Source organism: Aerococcus sp. 150760013-2, from assembly GCF_053627715.1.
The window spans coordinates 45,937-64,263 of record NZ_JBSEYI010000007.1; the positions used below are offsets into that span (position 1 = coordinate 45,937).

General features: G+C 39.0%; 14 protein-coding genes and 1 other RNA gene. 2 read left to right on the forward strand and 13 right to left on the reverse strand.

Going from position 1 to position 18,327, the window contains the following annotated elements; genetic code table 11:
- Positions 1-63: 63 nt before the first annotated feature.
- From alaS to gshAB, 6 genes are all read right to left on the reverse strand, one after another.
- Positions 64-2,706 carry an alanine--tRNA ligase gene (gene alaS, locus ACUW85_RS04925; protein WP_182023423.1) on the reverse strand — a complete coding sequence of 881 codons (2,643 nt, stop codon included), beginning with the start codon at positions 2,704-2,706 and terminating at the stop codon, positions 64-66.
- A 302-nt stretch (positions 2,707-3,008) separates the two neighbouring features.
- Entirely contained in the window at positions 3,009-5,567 is a 2,559-nt protein-coding gene (gene recD2 / locus ACUW85_RS04930; RefSeq protein ID WP_182023422.1) for an SF1B family DNA helicase RecD2, read from the reverse strand.
- Positions 5,568-5,752: 185 nt separating this feature from the next.
- Entirely contained in the window at positions 5,753-6,844 is a 1,092-nt protein-coding gene (gene mnmA, locus ACUW85_RS04935) for a tRNA 2-thiouridine(34) synthase MnmA (RefSeq protein ID WP_059134596.1), read from the reverse strand.
- 199 nt (positions 6,845-7,043) lie between these two features.
- Positions 7,044-7,388, reverse strand: coding sequence for a hypothetical protein (locus tag ACUW85_RS04940; RefSeq protein ID WP_016897550.1), 345 nt, complete (start codon positions 7,386-7,388; stop codon positions 7,044-7,046).
- A gap of 26 nt (positions 7,389-7,414) precedes the next feature.
- Positions 7,415-8,545 (reverse strand): cysteine desulfurase family protein, encoded by a 1,131-nt coding sequence (locus ACUW85_RS04945; RefSeq protein WP_182023421.1) that lies wholly within the window; start codon positions 8,543-8,545, stop codon positions 7,415-7,417.
- On the reverse strand, positions 8,545-10,839 hold the full coding sequence (gshAB, locus tag ACUW85_RS04950) for a bifunctional glutamate--cysteine ligase GshA/glutathione synthetase GshB (protein WP_149314670.1): 2,295 nt from the start codon (positions 10,837-10,839) through the stop codon (positions 8,545-8,547). The genes ACUW85_RS04945 and gshAB overlap by 1 nt, the downstream gene beginning before the upstream one ends.
- Before the next feature lie 190 nt (positions 10,840-11,029).
- Between gshAB and ACUW85_RS04955 the strand changes: the two genes are divergently transcribed.
- Complete coding sequence (locus ACUW85_RS04955) at positions 11,030-12,301, forward strand: replication-associated recombination protein A (RefSeq protein WP_149314669.1); 1,272 nt, start codon at positions 11,030-11,032, stop codon at positions 12,299-12,301.
- A 96-nt stretch (positions 12,302-12,397) separates the two neighbouring features.
- Positions 12,398-12,585, forward strand: a non-coding RNA gene (gene ssrS, locus ACUW85_RS04960) — 6S RNA.
- Positions 12,586-12,689: 104 nt separating this feature from the next.
- Here the strand turns inward: ssrS and ACUW85_RS04965 are convergent.
- Genes ACUW85_RS04965 through ACUW85_RS04995 form a run of 7 tightly spaced genes read right to left on the reverse strand, consistent with a single transcriptional unit; the run spans position 12,690 to position 18,318 of the window.
- A complete protein-coding gene (locus tag ACUW85_RS04965; protein WP_149314668.1) occupies positions 12,690-13,358 on the reverse strand; it encodes a fructose-6-phosphate aldolase in 669 nt (222 codons plus the stop codon).
- Between the two features lie 16 nt (positions 13,359-13,374).
- Positions 13,375-14,025, reverse strand: a complete 651-nt coding sequence (locus ACUW85_RS04970) for an HAD family hydrolase (RefSeq protein WP_149315434.1) — start codon at positions 14,023-14,025, stop codon at positions 13,375-13,377.
- 12 nt (positions 14,026-14,037) lie between these two features.
- Entirely contained in the window at positions 14,038-14,394 is a 357-nt protein-coding gene (locus ACUW85_RS04975; RefSeq protein WP_149314667.1) for a PTS glucitol/sorbitol transporter subunit IIA, read from the reverse strand.
- A gap of 14 nt (positions 14,395-14,408) precedes the next feature.
- Positions 14,409-15,422, reverse strand: coding sequence for a PTS glucitol/sorbitol transporter subunit IIB (gene srlE / locus ACUW85_RS04980; RefSeq protein ID WP_149314666.1), 1,014 nt, complete (start codon positions 15,420-15,422; stop codon positions 14,409-14,411).
- A 15-nt stretch (positions 15,423-15,437) separates the two neighbouring features.
- The gene (gene srlA / locus ACUW85_RS04985; RefSeq protein ID WP_149314665.1) at positions 15,438-15,989 is read right to left on the reverse strand and encodes a PTS glucitol/sorbitol transporter subunit IIC; all 552 of its coding nucleotides are present in this window, start codon (positions 15,987-15,989) and stop codon (positions 15,438-15,440) included.
- Positions 15,990-15,991: 2 nt separating this feature from the next.
- The gene (locus ACUW85_RS04990) at positions 15,992-16,474 is read right to left on the reverse strand and encodes a transcriptional regulator GutM (RefSeq protein WP_149314664.1); all 483 of its coding nucleotides are present in this window, start codon (positions 16,472-16,474) and stop codon (positions 15,992-15,994) included.
- A 5-nt stretch (positions 16,475-16,479) separates the two neighbouring features.
- On the reverse strand, positions 16,480-18,318 hold the full coding sequence (locus ACUW85_RS04995) for a BglG family transcription antiterminator (RefSeq protein ID WP_182023420.1): 1,839 nt from the start codon (positions 18,316-18,318) through the stop codon (positions 16,480-16,482).
- Positions 18,319-18,327 lie beyond the last annotated feature (9 nt).

The window sequence follows — 18,327 nt, forward strand, 5'->3', positions numbered from 1 at the left end:
AGAACACCTCCAAATATTATCTATAGTTTACCTAATTATCCGTATTTTAACAAGAAATCGTCATTATTTGCCAATAATTTCTTTTGCAAATGCAAGTGCTTCTTCAATTCCAGCTGGATTTTTACCACCGGCTTGGGCCATATCTGGACGACCACCACCGCCACCACCAATTTTTGGTGCGACTTGTTTGATTAGGTCGCCTGCTTTAACACCCGCTTTAACAGCATCTTGACCAACAGCGATTAATAAATTCGCTTTATCATCCACTGAAGTTGCTAGCACAAGGATATCAGAAGAGCCTTTTTGTTTCCACTCGTCCGCAATCTTACGTAAATCATCCATCGAACGATTTGGTACGTGTTCAGCGATTACAGTGTAAGCACCAGCATTTTCTACATGATCAAAGATTTGACCTGCTGCTTGCGCATTCATTTTATCACGTAAAGCACTTAATTGCTGTAAAGTTTCCTTATGTTCTTCTCTAAATTGTTGTAAACGTGAAACAATATTTAAGAATTTACCAGCTTTAAGATTTGCAGCGATTTGTTTCAAGATGTTTTCTTGCACCTTGTATTCTTGGATAGCAGCTAACGAAGTTACAGCTTCAATACGACGAACACCAGCACCGATACCAGATTCTGAAGTGATCTTGAATAGACCGATTTCAGCAGTATTATCAACGTGTGTACCCCCACAAAGTTCAATTGACCAGTGGTTAATATCTACCATACGCACTTCGCTACCATATTTTTCACCAAACAAGGCTTGTGCACCAGCAGCTCTAGCTTCATCAATAGACGTCACTGTTGTCACAACTGGGAAAGCTTCCGCGATTGCTTCATTTACTTTCGCTTCCATTTCAGCCAATTCTTCATCTGTAACTTGCCCAAAGTGCGAGAAGTCGAAACGTAAGTGGTCAGCAGTTACCAATGACCCCGCTTGGTTAGCATGGTCCCCTAAAACATCTTTCAATGCTTGATGTAATAAATGGGTTGCCGTATGGTTTTTCTCGATTGAGTGGTGACGACGGCGGTCAACCGCTAATTGTACCGTTTGGTCCAATACTATAGCTGCTTCTAATTTCACTTCATGTAAGTGTTGACCATTTGGTGCACGAACAACATTTACAACATGTCCAATTAATTGGCCATCTTCATCTAGGACGTCACCAGTATCCGCAATTTGTCCACCCATTTCAGCGTAAAATGGTGTCTGCTCAGCAACTAAGTATACCTCGTCCCCAGCTTCTGCTGACGACACTAATGCGTCTCCTGACACAATGGTATTCACGCGCGTTTCTACGACTAATTGTTCGTAACCAACATAAGTTGATGTCACGTCAATTTCACTCAACACTTCAGACTGCACAGCCATACCTGTTGAATCCTTACGCGCAGCACGCGCACGTTCTCTTTGTGCTTTCATCGCTTCTTCAAAGCCAGATAAATCAACATCAATACCCACTTCTTCTAAGTATTCTTGCGTTAATTCTAATGGGAAGCCGTAAGTATCATATAATTTAAAGGCTTGCGCACCAGACATCACTTTATTATGTTCCGCTTCAAGCGTTGCAATCACTTCTTGAATAATCGCTTCCCCTTCATTGATGGTTTCGTTAAAACGATCTTCTTCTGTTTTAATTACATCCTGGATAAAATCTTGGTCTGCTTTCACTTCTGGATAGAAGTCAGCCATAATGTCCGCAACAACAGGTACCAATTTCGTTAAGAAGTTATCTTTGATACCTAAACGTCGTGCATGCATGATCGCACGACGGATTAAACGACGTAAGATATAGCCACGGCCTTCATTTGAAGGTAAAGCACGGTCACTAATGGCAAAAGTTACTGCACGAACGTGGTCAGCAATTACCTTATAAGAAACATCAGTTTCAGGTTTTTCACCGTATTTTACAGTTGTCCCTAACGTTTCGATTTCTTTAATAATCGGTAAGAATAAGTCTGTTTCAAAGTTGGTTGGCGCATCTTGGATGACAGAAGTCATACGCTCTAGCCCCATACCCGTATCAATATTCTTATGTTTTAAAGGCACATATTCGCCGTTTGGCATATGGTTAAACTGAGAAAAAACGATATTCCAGATTTCCAAGTAACGCTCATTTTCCCCGCCTGGGTACATTTCTGGGTCAGAATCTTCTAAATCTTGGTATTTAACCCCGCGGTCATAGAAAATTTCTGTGTCCGGACCACATGGACCAGCACCTAAATCCCAGAAGTTATCTTCCACTGGCACATAATGGTCATCAGATAAACCAGTTGCCTTACGCCATAATTCAACTGTTTCAGTATCCTCTGGGTAGTAAGTCATATATAGTTTCTCAGGATCTAATCCCAACCATTTCTCGTCAGTTAAGAATTCCCAAGCCCAAGGAATCACTTCAACTTTGAAGTAGTCCCCGATAGAGAAGTTCCCTAACATTTCAAATAAGGTATGGTGACGCGCTGTCACACCAACATTTTCAATATCGTTGGTACGAATTGATTTTTGTGAGTTGGTGATACGCGGGTTTTCAGGTACAACAGAGCCATCAAAGTATTTCTTCAAGGTTGCTACCCCTGAGTTAATCCATAATAATGACGGATCTTGAACTGGCACTAATGAAGCACTTGGCTCCACACTATGGCCTTTAGATTGCCAAAAATCTAGCCACATTTGGCGAATTTCTGCTGATGTTAGTTGTTTCATAGTTGTCCTCCTCAAAATAAAAAAACATAGCTTTGCAAATTGAGGACGACTTTGCGCGGTACCACCTCATTTGCAATGCTATGTTCACATTACCTCTCTAATTGCTGGATAACGCTAGCGCGTAGCCTTTCGACTAAATGTTTAGAAAGAGAGCATTTTATGGTTGGATGCTTGCACCTAATCATCCTCGCTAAGGTTCATAAAATATGGTTCTTTCCACTTGTAGACTTTACAGTCTTTTCACATTCCAGATTATACTGACATAATGCCTAATTTGTCAAGTTTTCAAGCCGGTAAATCAATTAAAAATCTTCCGGCTTAATCCCTTCCATTCCAATCATAGGGTCAATTGAATGACTCAGGACTAAATCAGCTGTCAGACAAAAGTCTTCAACTGCTGAATCACTGTTAGCTGCCACTCCCTGATATACATGCTCTTCGGTGGCGTCTCCAGTTCCTGGACTGGAATTTTCCGCTAAATCACCATCTGATGTCGTTTCTGCCCGACTTTCAGCTTGATTTTTTGCTGTTGTCGCATCTTTTTCTTCTATTTCCGCTGCAACCGCCGTTGCCATCCGTTCATCAATATCCACAGCTTCCATTAAAAAGTCTTTCAGCTGGGTTTGCCGGCTAGCATCCACATTTTGAATAGCCGTTTGAAAGGCCTGGGGTTCACCACACATAATCAAGGACTGCTTGGCCCGCGTAATCCCCGTATATAATAAATTTCGCTTCAGCATCCGGTGGTGTTGCGGCACTAACGGTACAATCACAATTGGAAATTCAGAACCCTGTGATTTATGAATAGAAGTGCAGTAAGCTAAAGTAATTTCATTGAAGTCATTCCGTTCATAAGTCACTTCAACCTCATCAAATTGCACCACAATTTGATCTACTTTATTAGTTGTTTCCTTAGCAAAAAAGATTGCCACTATTTCTCCTAAGTCTCCATTGAAGACATTTTTCTCGGCTTGGTTTTTCAGCTGCAAGACCTTGTCCCCAACTCGGAAGGTCTGTTCAAAATAGACGAGCTCCCGGCGTTTGCCGTCGTCATTAGGGTTTAAAACAGCCTGCAACCGCTCATTAATATGGTTGATCCCAGCCTGTCCTTTATAAAGTGGTGCTAGGACTTGAACATCTCGTTTTTGATAGCCTTTGTCAACAGCCCGCTTAGCCACAATAGCTACTAAGTCTGCAATTTGATTAGCTTGCACCTTGAAGAATGACCGATCTCGTTGGTTCATCATCAAATCTTTAGGCACAATCCCCTGTTTAATCTGATGAGCTAATTGGACAATGGTCGACTGGTTTTTCTGACGGTAGATTTCATCTAATTCGCGTGTTTTAACCGTTTGTGATGACAACAAATCAGCTAATACTTGACCAGGACCTACTGAAGCTAACTGGTCTTTATCCCCCACAAAAATGACCTGCATAAATGAAGGGACACTTGAAAGCAATTTATAGGCAAGCCATGTATCCACCATGGACATTTCGTCAATAATCAATAAGTCAGTTTCTAGCTGCATGCCTGACTCTTCGCCGTCTTCGCTGTCATCCTCTTCACCTGTTAAACCAAGTAAACGGTGAATAGTTGATGCTGGCAGATGGATCATTTCAGTCATTCGTTTAGCGGCTCGTCCTGTTGGGGCGGCTAAAGAAATTGGAAAGGCACCTGGGTCATATTCTTCTACATTTAAGGAAATATTATTTAAACGAGCATACAATTGGACGATGCCGTTTAATACCGTTGTCTTACCTGTCCCTGGTCCCCCAGTTAAGATAAACATTTTGGAAGTTAACGCCTCTTTAATGGCTTTCTTTTGAGCCTGTCCGTAGGAAATACCTAAGTCTTGTTCTAGTTTTTGGATTTCTTCGTCTAAATCAACACCCGGATATTGGGGTTGATACTGAGGTTGCTGCATTTGCCCCATCATCTTGGCAATACCCACTTCAGCAAAGTATAAAGTTGGCAAGGCAACTCGCCCTTCTTCAGATAAGATCAACTTACCTGTTTCGTTCATATCTGAAATGGTATCTTGAATGCGTTTGGCTTCAATAAATTGTGACTGCCCGTGCATCAAGACTTCTTGGGTTTTCTCAATCAGTGGCTCCTCCATCACAAAAGTGTTCCCTGATTCAAAAGTGGCTAAGTTTAGGACAAACATGACACCCCCAGCAACCCGGACTGGTGAATCCAAGGGGAAACCAATATTTAAAGCGATTTGGTCTGCTTTTTGAAAACCAAAACCGCGGATATCGTCGATCAAAATATAAGGATTTTCTTCAATAATTTCGACCGCTTCGTTATGGTAGAGGCCATAAATTTGCCCAGCCAACCGCGATGAAAAGCCCATCTCAGCTAGCTTAACGAAAACTTGTTCATTCCCTCTTTGTTCAACCATCCGCTCATGTAGCATAGTTCTAGTCTTTTTAGACAAACCTTTAACCGCTTTTAAGGCTTCTGCATCATTTAAAATAGTATCAATGGTTTGGTCGCCAAAAGCATCAACAATACGACTGGCTATCGTATCCCCAATTCCTGGAAATTGTTCGGATGATAGAAAGCGAATTAACCCTTCTTTAGAGGTGATTTTCTGCGCTTCATAAGAAGTTACTTGGAATTGAACACCATATTTAGCGTGGTCCACCAATTTACCTTTAAAATGATAGGTCGTCCCGTCCTGCATAGTTGGGAAGTTTCCCGTCATCACGATTTCTTTTTCTGAATACATGGTATTGGTTTCGTCTATTTCAACTGACATTACCCGATAAAAGTTGCTTTCATTAAAAAAGAAGGTCGCCTTTACCTCACCTATGACATAATCTTCACTTGTTGGTTGATTCTGATTTTGTCGCATGTTGGCTGCTCCTTCCTCGTCTTAGTAATCTTACATATTATAGCATATTCAAGTAGTTCAGAATGGATAGTTTTATAGGTATCTAAGTCATTTTGCCTATAGAAATATAATAAAAAAAAGACGTGACCATGACATCACGCCTCTTCTATGTTAGTTTGAATTGTTTGAATAGTTGATTGAAGTGTTTAAACGTATTGCAATTCTGCTACTTCTGAATTTTTGAAAGCAGCATCAATTGTACCGCCACCTAGACATTCTGGACCGTCGTAGAATACAACTGCTTGTCCAGGGGTGATTGCACGTACTGGTTCTGCAAAAGTGATTTTCGCAGTCCCATCTTCATTGATATCAACATGGACTTGTGTATCTTTTTGACGGTAACGGAATTTCGCTGTGCAATCAAAAGAAGTTGCAGTAAATTCGTCATCGACAAATGATAGGTCACTCGCCATTAAGTAGTCTGCATATAATTTATCGTTGTGGAAGCCTTGGCCAACGTATAAAACGTTTTTAGCTTGGTCTTTCCCTACAACGAACCATGGTTGATCAGATTCGCCACCGCCACCGATGCCTAACCCTTTACGTTGGCCGATTGTATAGTACATCAAGCCCATGTGGTCACCCATTACAGTCCCATCTTCAGCAATCATTTTACCAGGTTGTGCTGGTAAAAAGTTACCTAGGAATTCTTTAAAGTTCTTTTCACCAATAAAGCAAATACCAGTTGAGTCTTTTTTCTTAGCAGTTGCTAAGCCTGCTTCTTCAGCAATTCGACGTACTTCTGGTTTTTCTAAATGGCCTAATGGGAACATGACACGTTGTAATTGATCTTGTGATAATTGGTTAAGGAAGTATGTTTGATCCTTGTTATTATCCAAACCACGTAACATGTGCACTTTGCCTTTAGAGTCGCGTTCAACTTGCGCGTAGTGGCCAGTTGCAACATAGTCAGCCCCAAGTTCTAATGCATAGTCTAGGAAAGCTTTAAATTTAATTTCCTTATTACACATTACGTCTGGGTTGGGCGTCCGGTCACGTTTGTATTCATCTAGGAAATAAGTGAATACCTTGTCCCAATATTCCTTTTCAAAGTTAATCGAGTAATAAGGAATACCGATTTGCGCGGCTACTGCGGCAACGTCTTTGTAATCTTCAGTTGCTGTACAGAAACCATTTTCGTCTGTGTCATCCCAGTTCTTCATGAAGATACCGATGACATCATACCCTTGTTGTTTCAGTAATAAGGCTGTTACGCTGGAATCAACGCCACCACTCATACCGACTACCACGCGGGTATTTTTATTTGGATTATTTTCTACCACAACATCACCATCTTTCTGCCATAATTTTACGATTGAAGGTCGTATATTAGGTTGTTAGTAGAGATTATAAAATCACAAGTACAAATTATACAGGCTGTAGCAAAAAAAGCAAGCAATACGCTTACTTTTTTCGAGTATATTTATCTACTATAGTCTATACAATTTCTTCAAGGATACCCATAGTGACCATATCCGCTTGTAACCGTTCAACCGCTTCTTGCAGTGGTGCCATCGAATCGTTTTTATAAACATTCACCACTTGCATACCGTTCAAATTAGTCACAGTCATAGAAAAACCATCAAGGCTGCTATTCACTTTCATTTTGAATAAAACTTCGCGGCTATCATTAAATGATGCGGTTACTACGCGTTCGAATTCAAAGTTCCCTTGTTTACCCTCTTGGAATCCGTAGTCTCTAAGGGTATATTTCTTCACTGTATCGGCTAGTTTAAATTTCTTACTAGCCCCTTTCAACTGGACACTTGCTGTCATTGCCATAATCTGTTCCCCTCCACTAAAAATAACTATTTAATTGAAGCAAAAATATCTAAAATTTGATCAATATCTGAAAATTCAGTTGGGTCTCCAAAAGAAAGTCGTAGACTTTCTGCGATTCGCGGCGAATCCGCCCCGTACATAGACACAAGCACGCGTGATGGTTCAAGTGATCCTGCTGTACATGCTGAACCTGCTGATAAGTAAGCATCTCTTAAATCTAGCTTGATTAAAACTTGATCAGATGGGTGACCTGGCCAATAGATATTTAAGACATGGGCCAATTCTGCTTCAGTCGGACCATTGATTTGGAAGTCTAAGCCACGTTCTAGAGCGCCCTCCAAGAAATGTTGACGCAAGGCCTTTAAGTGGTCTTGGTGTTTTTCCATATTGTCATATTGCTTTTCGATTGCTTTAGACATGCCCAAAATTAAAGGTAAGGCTTCTGTTCCTGCCCGATGTTTGTTTTCTTGGTTACCCCCGCGTATATAAGGGGCAAAATCCGCCTTAGCATTCCGGTAATACATAAAGCCTATTCCTTTTGGCCCGTATATTTTATGGGCAGACATAGATAAGGCATCGATGTGCATTCTTTCCACGTCTAAAGGAATATTCAAATATGTTTGGACAGTATCTGTATGGAAGAAAATATCCTTTTCATGTAATACATCGCCAATAGCATGAATGTCTTGCAAGGACCCGACTTCGTTATTGCCGGCCATAATGGAAACTAAAATTGTATCTGGTCGGATGCTGGCTTTAAATTCTTCAAAGTCGATATGCCCTTCTTCATCAAAGTCTAGATAAGTGACGTCAAATCCTTGTCTTTCAAGGTGACGCATAGTTTGGTAGACAGAAGAGTGTTCTGCAGCTGTTGTGATCAAATGCTTGCCTTTGTTTGCAAGTCTGGCAACAGTTTGGTTGATGGCTGAATCATTGGACTCGGTCCCACCAGACGTAATGATAATATCATCCGCATCAGCGTTAAGGGTACGCGCAATTTGTCTGCGGACCTTCTCCACCTTCTGCTTAGATTCACGCCCAATCTTATACAAACTTGAAGCATTACCGAAATCATCATGCATGGCTTTTGTAATGACTTCAATGACTTCTGGGTCAACTGGCGTTGTTGCGGCGTAATCTAAATAAATGCCTTTCATTATTTTCCTCCCGTAAATTTTGTTTTCTCAGGGAATAGGAAGCTTAACAGGTCTTTTGTAATCCGTTTCCCCTCTCCCATTGCTGGGTAAATATGCATCATCATCATTGGGTTAAAGTTGGCTTCAATTAATGCATAGTTATCTGTACTTGCTGGTTGGTGAATGTCTTCAATCATTAGGTCCAATCCGGCAATATTCACCCCTAAAACAGCCGCCATCTTCACAGCAATTTCCTTATAAGAATCATGCATATCGGCTAAGACTTCAATAGAATCTCCACCTGTTGAAATGTTTGAATTCTCTCGTAAAATTACTTGTTGCCCTTCAGGCACCACATCCGTTGGTGTCAAGCCTTGTTGTTTCAAGGTATTCACTTCGATGTCCCCTAATTGGATGATTTCTAGTGGCGAACGGTGGTCCCGTCCTCGTTTAGGGTCTTTATTCTTTTTAGCGACCAATTCTTCAACTGTTGACTGACCGTCTCCAATCACATTAGCCCCAACACGGTTGACAATAGACAGGACTTCCCCTTCTTGCACGTAAAAACGGTATTCAGTGCCAAATGCAAAGTCTTCGATTAAAACTGTATGGTCTTCTTTAAAGGCGATATCTAAAGCTGCCTTAAATTCGTCCGCCGTCGCGCCTTTCTTAAAGATTGAAATCCCAATCCCCATATTGGTTGATTTTGGTTTAATCACAAAAGCTTTGTCTTGGTATAAGGCGGCTACTTTCATTGCTTCACCAAATTGGTTAAATTCTAAACTTTTTGGCACATGAATGCCGTGCTCAGCTAATAAGGCCTTAGTGACTACCTTATTCTCCATAACATAGTGACCAATATAAGGGTCTTTGCTAGTAATGTTAGCATTCTTCACGATTTCCTTGTGGGTCTTATATTTTAGACGGAGCATCTGGTCATCCCGGTCCAAAATATCCATTTGGTAGCCTTCTTGGATGGCATCAAACATTAGAATCTGGGTTGATAATTCCATATCTTCAAAGCCACCTAAAGCATAAGGTTTAGCCCAGGCTGACTCGTAGACCTCTTCCGCGAATTGGCGACCTGCTTCTAAGTAGCCATCAACATCTTTCATAGTCGTCATCATTTGGCTAGCTGGCGTTAATGCTGGGTCTTTCATCCTGTCTACCATCAATTGTGTCGTTTCAATAACCGATTGATCAGCTTCAATCGCCACTAACATGTCTTGCATGTCTTGCAAAATAGATAACCCTTCGTCCATAGCTTGCGTTTTTTGGAAAGTTTCCTCTTCAGCAACCTTAGTCTTCAAGTCAATCCCGTAATGGACATCTGTCATATTGGCATCTTTACAGGACCAGACTAAGTACAAGATGAAGTATTTCATAAAGTCAATGTCAGTTGCTTTAATCCCGTAAGCGGCATCCGGTTGAATATCTAACAGTCTAAATTCTAGGTACTTAATCCCATTATTCAGTAGAGACCGGGCTTTGTTGGCACCACGTAATCGAACATTTGAGTAAAATTCTTTCTCAGCGATTAAACGCCCCTCAGTCACGTTGGCCTCTAATTGCGTCACATAGTCCTCTAGATTGTCATAAGTAAAGGTCACATCATTCTTATTAATATATCCTAGACGTGAGTTTCGAATTGACCGCACTGGGTGTGCAAATTTATCTGATGGCACACGGAAAAAGCTGTCATCCGCAATTGGTGCCGCCCCAAATAAATAAACTAAAATCCACTGGTAACGTAAGAAATTACGAGATAAACGTAGGTAAAAATCAGATTGGAAATCTTTTAGCGATTGGCTATTGCCGTCTACTTTTTTCGCCTCTTCATGGACTAGTTGAATGAAAGCAGGTGAAATCTGCATATTATAGTGAATACCAGAAATCATCTGCAATTTTTTACCGTATACTTCTACTAAATAGTCCCGGTAGTCAACAGCAGCTGGATCTTCTAAATCTGCCACTTCAATCAAGTCATCCGCCGGCAAGGCAGGTGGCATTGAGTATGGCCAGATCCGTTCATTTTCCGTTAATGACTCAATCGCCACTTCATGTATCGCTTGCAACCATTCCATGACATGGTCCGCAGAATAAACTGGTGGTGTCACCAATTCTAATTGAGATTCCGCAAAGTCCCGTTGAATATAAAATGACGACGTTGACCCATCCACTTTTTTAGGGTGCGGGGTTAAGGCCAACTGCCCCTCAGGTGTAATCCGGTGACCCTCTCGTTCAATCCCTACCGATGCCTCTTTGAAGGCGTGGCGAATCTCTGCTTGTTGAATGAATGACTGTAACCAATTCATATGTAATCTAACTCCTCATCTACTCTTCTACCATCCGTATAGCAATGGTTGTTCGACTTATTTTATCATTAATGTGCTTGTCAGACCATTTTTCTGTCTTACTTTTTATTGGAAAACGAACGTATATTCGCTAACCTGCATCACCTATGTTATAATTAAGGGGAGTATAGTCAAGAGAGGAGCCAGTTAAATGCCACAAAACAATCCCTTAGCCTTTCGCATGCGACCGCGGTCAGTCGAAGAAGTTGTCGGCCAACAACATCTGGTTGGAGAAGGCAAAATCATTTTCCGAATGGTAAAAGCCATGCAATTATCATCCATGATCCTATATGGACCGCCGGGCATTGGGAAAACGTCTATTGCCTCAGCCATCGCTGGGTCAACGAAATATGCCTTTAGAAAGTTAAATGCCGCAACAGATAGCAAGAAGGACTTACAAGCGGTCGTTGAGGAAGCTAAATTTTCTGGCGGTATCGTCTTATTGCTAGACGAGATTCACCGACTAGATAAAACAAAACAAGACTTTCTACTACCCCATTTGGAATCAGGCTTGATTACTTTAATTGGGGCCACAACTGAAAATCCCTTTATTAACACTAGTCCAGCCATCCGGTCTCGGGCCCAAATCTTTCAATTAGAACCACTGGATGAAGCAGATATTAAAACTGGTTTAGAACGGGCCTTAACCGATAGTGACCGCGGATTAGGCAGTTTTCCAGTTGACATTGATGACAATGCTATCGATCACTTTGCCCATGCAGCCTTTGGTGACTTGCGGTCGGCCTTAAATGCCCTAGAACTAAGCGTTAAATCAACAGATGAAAATGCGGATGGCCGTATCCATATTACTTTGGATATCGCGGAAGAAAGCATGCAGATGAAATCATTCTCCCACGACGCGGATGGAGACATGCATTATGATGTCATTTCAGCCTTTCAAAAATCTATCCGCGGAAGCGACGTGGACGCTGCCCTCTTATACGCAGCACGCTTAATTGAAGCCGGTGAATTAACTATTTTATGTCGGCGATTATTAGTCATAGCCTACGAAGATATTGGTTTAGCCAACCCACAAGCAACTGAACGAACGGTAGCTGCAGTTCAAGCGGCCAACCAATTAGGCCTACCAGAAGCTCGGATTCCTTTAGCCAATGCCATTATCGATTTAGCCCTATCGCCTAAATCCAATTCGGCCATTCAAGGAATTGATGCCGCCCTTGCTGACGTGCGGGCTGGTAAATCTGGTATCATTCCAAAACACCTAAAAGATGCGCATTATAAAGGCGCTGAAAAATTAGGTCACGGCAATGAATACAAGTTTCCACATGCCTACCCTAACCACTGGGTAGCCCAACAATACCTGCCAGATACCCTAGTTGGTAGACGGTATTACGAAGCAGGAGACACTGGGAATTATGAGCGGGCTTTAGCTGAAAACCGCCGTAAACGTGAAGGTAAATAATCACTTATAAATATTAAATTTATAGTAATTGTCGGCTTTTTCAGGCCCTAAAACTTGAAATTTCCCTCAAAAGATTGTATGATATTTATAAGAAGAATTCCTCTGTAGTGTTCGCGATTTCTTTACATGTGTTGACCGAACAATTAGCTATCTAGGGAACTGCCAAGGTTTATGGATATAACGCCTCATCACGAGGACTGTTGAAGTAGATATGTGGTTCCCACCTGTATATCAATGCGGGTTCAATACAGATAGATCTCATCACGGCACATAACGGAGCTCTTTTATAAAATTAACTTTTTAGAGGATGCGTTTATCGCATCCTTTTTTGTTGTGGAAAAAATCCTCGGAACTAATATTGGAGCATTAGCACCGAGGATTTTACTCTCTAAATTTCAAATTTATTATGTATGTCGTTCCAGTCATTATTAAATTGAGTCACAGCATGATTAATATTAGCATCAGCTAAAAATGCATCAACAACATCCGTGCCAACTGTGACGAATTCTGCACCTGCTAAATTTGCCTTTAGAACTTGATCAACGTTCTTAAAACTGGCTGCCAGAATTTTAGTTTCACTATCAGTTCTTTTGATATTTTCATAAATATTACTAATAGCTTGGTAAGGATCAGTATTTAAATTTGACATCCGATTCACATATGGCGCTAAAAAATCAGCATTTAATTCAGTTGCTAGAATTGCCTGAATTTCATTATAAATGGCAGTAGCCGTTATCTTAACCCCTTGTGCTTTCAAAGTCTTAATCGCTGCGAGTCCGTCCTTATTCGCTGGGATTTTAATATATGTATCTTCCCCGATTAATCTTTGAATTGTCTCAGCATCTTTTAAAATCCCTTCATAATCACTGGCAATTGTTTGAACATGCATAGATTTGTCGGTTCCTATGATTTCTCTAATCTGTTTGATATGCTGCGCAAAATCAATTTTTCCTTCTTTTTTTAATATACTAGGATTAGTAGTAACCCCTTCAACAGGAAGGTATTTAACGTACTCTTGTATTTTTTCAATATTTGCCGAATCAATAATTAATCTCATTTGCTTCTCCTTAAAATCATCTGAACTGATCGATAGGAATTTGTTTAAAACTAGTTACGATTTGATCTGCAGCTGACAGGTCCTGATCAGGATAATCAGGATTGTTGAACCCAATTGTGTACATACCAGCAGCTTTTCCAGCTAACACACCATTTTTCGTGTCTTCAATCACTACACAATCTTCTGGTTTACTGTTTAGTAAGTCTGCTGCAAGTAAGAATACATCCGGTGCTGGTTTAGAATTTTCAACTTCTTCTCCACTTACCAGGTATTTAAAATGATCATTTAAATCTAAACTGGACATCACATGGTTGATATCTTTTTTAGGTGAAGAAGAAGCTACAGCCATTTGAAACCCCGCATCTGATAATTTTTTTATAAAATCTTGTGCCCCTAGAATGGCCTTCACACCATCATTTTGAATCATGAGTTTTCTTTTGTGATTCATCAATTTAATATATTTATCAATACTCAAAGGTAGTCCAAGTTCATCTTTCATAGTTTGCCACATATATTCGTAAGTGGTTCCCATAAATTGATATTGATAAGATATGTCTTTATCAAATCCTGCTTCTTTAAGAATCTCCGTTTTGGAATTTAAATATGTGTATTCGGAGTCTGTAATAACGCCGTCCATATCAAAAAATATATTCTTCAAGCTATACATCCTTTCAGACAATTACACTATTGAGATTTCTGAACCGTTTTCAACATTTGGAATAGGCTTATCTTCCACATATAATGTTCCTGCCAACTCAGGCGATACCGCTCCATCAAACTTAATCGTAATATGGCCCAATTCTTGTAAATTTTTATTCACAACATTACCAACAGCCGTTATTTGGAACTCATGACCTTCGATTACAACATATTGTCCTACTTGAATTTCTTCGGAAAGATTAGCCTTTTCAATTCCATAGCAATAATCTGCTAGGTCCGCTGGCGCATCATCTCCAAATAAAATCATCATTTTCTCTTCTTTAAATATTTCGGCTTCTGGACCAATATTTAAAATTTTAGTTTGATAAATACTCAATTTAATTTTCCTTTCTATTTATATAATCCGAAGCTTGCTAACCAAGCCACTACAACACGGGGAACACCATTAATAAATCTAGAGTATAGTACTGCAGGTACACCTACTTCTACCGTTTCTGAATCTGCTTCAGCTAACCCCAATGCAACTGGAATGAAGTCACAACCATTTTGTGTGTTAATCGCAAATAATGCTGGTAAAGCTAATTGAGGTGGAATATTACCTTTACCGATTTCAACCCCAATTAATGCACCAATTACTTGAGATACTACGGCTCCAGGTCCTAATAAAGGTGATAAAAACGGAACTGAACAGATGAAACCAATAACAATCAAGCCAAATACATTACCAGCTAAAGGTGCCATAAAGTTCGCGATGATTTTACCTACTCCCGAACCTTGAATTAACCCAATAATTAAAGATACGAATGCCATAAATGGAATCACAGTAGTCAACATGGTTTGCACTGCTTCACGAGCAGATTGGTTAATTGTAGCCATAAAGCTACCAACAGCTAAACCTATTTTCCCAATAATACCACTACCGCCTTGTTGGGTCATTTTTTTACTAGTATCATATGTAGGTTTCTTTTCATCTTTATTATGAGGCGATGCAGTTTCCTCTGATACAAGTGGCTGTCCTTCTTCACTTTCTTGATATAATTCAATTTGGCTATTACTTACTTTTGAAACATAAATATCTTCAGTAATATACTGTGCTAAGGGGCCAGCTTTACCAGTTGGAAGGACATTTATTGTTGGTATACCCTTTTTAGGGTAAATACCACAGCGCAAAGTCCCACCACAATCAATAATTGCTAAAGCAATTTCGTCATCTGGAATAGATGTCTTAAATCCATTAACAGCTTCCATACCTGTTAATTCTTCAATTTTATCGACGATAGCAGGTCGTTCTCCACCACCAACTACATAAATGAACTTGTGCTTCTGCTCTGTCGGTGTAATAACAAGTGGTCCACCAAAGCCACCACTGCCTTTTGAAACTTTAATACTTTTGTATGTTGTCATAATGAATTCCTCCCTTTACACTACCGTTTTAGCATCTTTACTCAACTGTATACCTTGAGATTTACATAGTCGCTCAGTAATAAAGTCAGTTGACCATCCACCAATGAAATTCATGACTAACCCAACTAATAAGTAACGTACTGCTAAGTCCATCTCATTTAATCCTAAATCAATTACCCCTTGTGCGATCCCCAACCATACAAATAGTTCTCCCGGATTTATATGAGGGAATACACCATTGCTAGTATGGCAAAATTGCATCTGTGATGCGATATAACTTGGTTTATAAAATTCAGGTAGGAATCGTCCCATAGTCATCGACATTGGATTTCCTAACATGAAAGCTGAAACAAATGGTAATACTAAGTAGCGTGTTACTGGATTTTTAGCGGATACTTCAGCTAGTTTTTCCACTCTCTCTTCACCTAAGAAGTTAACAATTGCATTCATCGCTACCATTAACATTAATACCAGCGGTACAATTGAAGTCATCATGCCAATAAAGGTATCTGCTCCTGATTGAAATAGGTTCATGAAACTTTCTGCAAATTTAACTATATAATTCATTCTTATATCCTCCCGTTCAATTTACTAACTAATTTTGATTTGTAAACATTCATCATATACATCATTCTATCTACTTGACCAGTAGTCTCTGGTTCATGGTATTTACCTGCATCCACTAATACGAATAAATCCCGTGCATTTTCCATTGCAAACTGAGTGAGTTTGTTTTCTTTTTGGACTAAAGGATGATGTTTATCAATAAAATGTAGATTTTGACCGACATACTGGTCTATTTGTTTAAATTTAGATAATACAGTTACTCCCTGCATTAAATAAGCATCAAAAATTTGACCATCATCGTTGATACCAAAGAAAACAATAGTACCTGCTCGAACTTTTCCAGACTTACGTCCTATTGCCACTTTTCCTCTGCTTCTAATATTTTGATATATTTTGTTGAAATTTCGAATTTGTATGTATCCAAATATCGTCTGTAGTACAAACGCACAAAACATTATTAGGCCTACGATCAGTATGTTGTCCATAAAATTTAGTCCTCCATTATTCTTTGCCGTAAATTGTCTTCGGAATCAACATCAGATAATTTCTTAATCAAATTCGAATCACTACTGATCCTGAAAATAAAATCGTAAACATCCAAAAGTAAATTATTAATTTCTTCATCTGCATTATTGGGAATTGCTAAAAGAAAGACAAATTTTGGAATATCATTTGTATCCTTATCGTATTTCCCAAAATTTAAAACTATCTTTCTATTTTTGAAATTCAAGGCGTGAGGCATGCCAATTGTAGGATCAAAAATAGTAGATTTCATATTTTCTCTTTCTAAAATACTGTCCTTAAAATTATCATCCACCAAGTTTGCTTCAATCAATTCCTCGGACATTTGGTTAATAAGATCTAGATAATTTGAATTGGCAGAGATTTTAGATATAACAAGTTCCAACTTTTTATCAGAAATTAGAGAGTTTTTCTCAATCTTTCTCCACTGTTCTTTAACAAATGAATCATTCACTATAGAATTCATCTGTATAACAGGCACCTTAGTATTTCTTGTTCTTAATGGTATTGTTGTAAATATAGCAAAATATTTATCCAACGTTTCATCGGAAACTTCTTGCTGTGAGTATGCTGTTACATGAACATCATGTCCGATTACTTTTTGTAGCTGGTTTTTAATGATCAAGGCCGTTCCCATCCCCGTATGACAAATCACTGCTATATGTCGCTTATTTGGTACACCGTTTCCACTAAGTTCCATTTCAAAATATAGGGTTAAATAATTAATTTCAGCTTTAGGAACATCTCTACCTACTACATCTGCAATTGTTCTTGATGTTTCCTCAGCAATCGCATATGAGGAAGGATATCTCTCTGCAACTTCTTCAAAAAATAAATCGTTCATATCCAGCTGCATAACTAACCTGTTAGTGAGATGGGTTAAGTGATATCGCATGATGTCGAAAAACTGGTCCTTAGATATAGATATTGAAAATACTTGCTCTACTTTTTCAATTATTTGATTAAATAAATGTCTAGTCTTGTTCATGTTATAAACTTTTTTAATCCCGCTACCTTGGTTAAACACATTAAGCGGGTAAACAATAAAGTCCATCTCAGTTGCACTCAAAGATATTTCAAAATTTTCTTCAATTAGGTAATATATGTATTCAAAAAATTCTGTGTTTTTTATAAAATTCTCATAATAAGGATTGATAGATTTGAGCAACTGTTTATTTCTAACTCTTAAGATACTTACTTCTATTACACTCGTTAACAATCTCGTGATATGGGCTGGGATATCATTCTTATGACAATAGGAAGATAACAAATTCTTAAAAGAATCATTTACTAGTTCAGGTGGGAAATATTCCATGACATAGTTAACATAAATTAGGCGTATGTCCAATTCTTCACCAATAATTACTAAGCCATTGTTAGTCTTTCCAATAATTTCTACCTCATAATCAGATATAATTTTTCGTAGCGTAGATATATTATTTGAAACTGTTCCCCTACTAACCATCATTTCTTCCGAGAGTTGATCAATCGTAATTATTTCTTCTTGTCCAATTAACCGTTTTAAAATATACGCCATTCTTTTAGTTGTAGAGTTAAAATCACTTTCTCTTTTTAATTTTCCTGCTAGTATTTTTTCATATTCATTGATATCAAAAACAGCTAAAGTATAAACGCCATCTTCAGTACTGATTGATGCAATTTGATCTAGCTCATTATTTAATAGATAGATATTTTTGGATAAAGTTTGACGGCTAATCTCTAATAAATCAGCCAATTCTTTTTGCTTTATACTTTGATAGTTATTCATAATTTGTAAAATTTGGTACCATCTATTAATAATTGCCATTTCAAATCA

Excerpts from the sequence above, each read along its gene's own strand:
- gshAB (WP_149314670.1), bottom strand. The coding sequence starts at position 10,839 with ATGAATTGGTTACAGTCATTCATTCAACAAGCAGAGATTCGCCACGCC.
- srlE (WP_149314666.1), bottom strand. The coding sequence starts at position 15,422 with ATGACAACATACAAAAGTATTAAAGTTTCAAAAGGCAGTGGTGGCTTT.
- ACUW85_RS04965 (WP_149314668.1), bottom strand. The coding sequence starts at position 13,358 with ATGAGATTAATTATTGATTCGGCAAATATTGAAAAAATACAAGAGTAC.
- ACUW85_RS04945 (WP_182023421.1), bottom strand. The coding sequence starts at position 8,545 with ATGAAAGGCATTTATTTAGATTACGCCGCAACAACGCCAGTTGACCCA.
- recD2 (WP_182023422.1), bottom strand. The coding sequence starts at position 5,567 with ATGCGACAAAATCAGAATCAACCAACAAGTGAAGATTATGTCATAGGT.
- ACUW85_RS04940 (WP_016897550.1), bottom strand. The coding sequence starts at position 7,388 with ATGGCAATGACAGCAAGTGTCCAGTTGAAAGGGGCTAGTAAGAAATTT.
- srlA (WP_149314665.1), bottom strand. The coding sequence starts at position 15,989 with ATGAATTATATAGTTAAATTTGCAGAAAGTTTCATGAACCTATTTCAA.
- mnmA (WP_059134596.1), bottom strand. The coding sequence starts at position 6,844 with ATGAGTGGTGGCGTTGATTCCAGCGTAACAGCCTTATTACTGAAACAA.
- alaS (WP_182023423.1), bottom strand. The coding sequence starts at position 2,706 with ATGAAACAACTAACATCAGCAGAAATTCGCCAAATGTGGCTAGATTTT.
- ACUW85_RS04990 (WP_149314664.1), bottom strand. The coding sequence starts at position 16,474 with ATGGACAACATACTGATCGTAGGCCTAATAATGTTTTGTGCGTTTGTA.
- ACUW85_RS04970 (WP_149315434.1), bottom strand. The coding sequence starts at position 14,025 with ATGTATAGCTTGAAGAATATATTTTTTGATATGGACGGCGTTATTACA.
- ACUW85_RS04995 (WP_182023420.1), bottom strand. The coding sequence starts at position 18,318 with ATGGCAATTATTAATAGATGGTACCAAATTTTACAAATTATGAATAAC.
- ACUW85_RS04955 (WP_149314669.1), top strand. The coding sequence starts at position 11,030 with ATGCCACAAAACAATCCCTTAGCCTTTCGCATGCGACCGCGGTCAGTC.